The organism is Micromonospora sp. URMC 107, assembly GCF_051386315.1.
GTDB lineage: Bacteria > Actinomycetota > Actinomycetes > Mycobacteriales > Micromonosporaceae > Micromonospora.
In genome coordinates this window covers 1-2280 of the sequence record NZ_JBPQTK010000257.1, presented here as the reverse complement: position 1 = coordinate 2280, position 2280 = coordinate 1, and the positions used below count along the sequence as shown (strand labels likewise).

Genomic DNA, 2280 nt, shown 5'->3' with positions numbered 1-2280 from the left:
AGGCAGGGGCGGCGAGCGGGCACTCATGATCGGTTGACGCTCCGCCGGGCTCCGCGCTGCCCTCCGCCCGGGCCGACGTCAACGGATCATGGGGACACCGACCATGGACCAACCGGGCCGTGATCATGACGTCAATTACCCACCACGGCCGGGAAACGTCCACGCCGCCCTGATCACCGGACGCCACGGGTGCAGGCGGCGAGCTACGCGGGGCAGGCGGGCAGGCGGCGGCGCTACGCGGACAGGCGGCGGCGCTACGGGCGCAGGCGGGCAGCGGCGGCGCAGCGAGTGCGGGTGGGCAGGCAGACGCTAGCGGTGCACGCAGTCATGCCCCTGGGATGGAGAGTGAGCCGAGGACGGCGAGCAGACAGCGACGGGGTGTGGCCCGCCGTGCCCGGCGCAGGGATCAAGCCTGACCGCCCGGAGTCGGGTACGGCGGGCCACACCCCCACCACGGCGGACCCGCAACCGACACGACGCCGCGCCACCACCACGACAAGACGCCGCCCGGCCACCCCCGAGACGGCGAGCAGGCGCGTACGAGTGACCGCCGACACATAAGATACGAACCGGTTCCGTATCGATAACCGGCCGCCTACGCTGACACCCTGAATTACGAGTCTGACCCGTATCGAAACGGGGCCGGGGGGAGAACACGAAGATGCCACCGCACGAGAACACGGGACACCCGAGGAGGTGGGCGATCCTCGGGGTGCTGGTGATCAGCCTCCTCGTGGTCGTCCTGGACAACACGATCCTCAACGTCGCGCTGCGCACGCTCGCCGACCCGGTGCAGGGCCTCGGCGCCAGCCAGGGCGAGCTGGAGTGGTCGATCAACTCCTACACGCTGGTCTTCGCCGGCCTGCTGTTCACCTTCGGCGTGCTCGGCGACCGGGCCGGGCGCAAGCGCTTCCTGCTGATCGGCCTGGTGCTCTTCGGGCTGGCGTCGCTGCTGTCGGCGTACGCGCAGAGCCCCGCGCAGCTCGTCGCGGCCCGCGCGCTGATGGGGGTCGGCGGCGCGGCCATCATGCCGGTGACGCTCTCGATCATCTCCAACGTCTTCGACCCCCGCGAGCGGGGCCGGGCGATCGGCGTCTGGGCCAGCGCGGTCGGCCTGGCCGTGGCCATCGGCCCGATCCTCGGCGGCGCGCTGCTGGAGCACTACTGGTGGGGCTCGGTCTTCCTGATCAACGTCCCGGTGGTGGCGCTGGGCGTGGTGCTGGTGGCGGTGCTCGTGCCCGAGTCGCGGGACCCGCAGCCGGGTCGCGTCGACGTCGTCGGCGTGCTGCTGTCGGTGGTCGGGCTCGTCGCGTTGACGTACGGCATCATCGACGGCGGCGAGCACGGCTTCGGCCGCCCGCTGGTCTGGGCCGCGATCCTCGGCGGCCTGGCGGTGCTGGCCTGGTTCGTCGCGTACGAGCGGCGCAGCGACCATCCGTCGCTGGACGTGCGGCTGTTCCGGGTGCCCCGCTTCGCCGCCCCGGTGGCCATCGTCGGGCTGGTCTTCTTCGCCGCGATGGGCGTGATGTTCTTCAGCTCGTTCTACCTGCAACTGGTGCGTGGCTTCAGCCCCCTGGAGACCGGCCTGCTCTACCTGCCCTTCGCCGCGGCCCAGCTCGTCTTCGCCCCGAGCAGCGCGGCGATGGTCCGCCGGTACGGCGGCAGGGCGGTCGCGACGGTCGGGCTGGCGCTGACCGTGGTCGCGCTCGGCGCGTTCGCCTTCGTCGACGCGACCACCCCGATCTGGGTGGTGCTGGTCGTCTTCTTCCTCCAGGGCACCGGGATGGCCAACATCATGCCCCCGGCCACGGAGTCCATCATGTCGGCGCTGCCCCGGGAGAAGGCCGGCGTCGGCTCGGCGGTCAGCAACACGGTCCGGCAGGTGGCCGGCGCGCTCGGCGTTGCGGTGCTCGGGTCGGTGCTCTCCGCCGTCTACCGCGCCGACGTCGACCCCGCCCTGCGCGACCTGCCCGCCGAGGCGCGCGAGGTGGCCGGCGAGTCCATCTCCGGCGCGTACGCCGCGGCGGGTCAGCTCGGGCCGGCGGCGCCGCGGCTGCTCGCGGTCGCCGACGACGCCTTCCTGGCGGCGATGCACTGGGCGGCGGGCCTCGCCGCCGTGATCGCCGCGCTCGGCGTCCTCGTGGTGCTGCGCTGGATGCCCGGCCGCCCCGCCGCCCCGGCGCGGGAGCCGGCGCCGGCGGGGGAACCCGAGTTGGCCGGGACCGCCTAGCTTCGGGAACAATGTCCGACATGACTTCCACCGCCGAGGCTCCTCGGCCG

At 73.0% G+C, this 2280-nt stretch carries 1 protein-coding gene; it reads left to right on the top strand.

Annotation, left to right across the window (positions count from 1 at the left end; genetic code table 11):
• Positions 1-661 precede the first annotated feature (661 nt).
• A complete protein-coding gene (locus ACSNN9_RS28315; protein ID WP_436676365.1) occupies positions 662-2230 on the top strand; it encodes an MFS transporter in 1569 nt (522 codons plus the stop codon).
• Positions 2231-2280 lie beyond the last annotated feature (50 nt).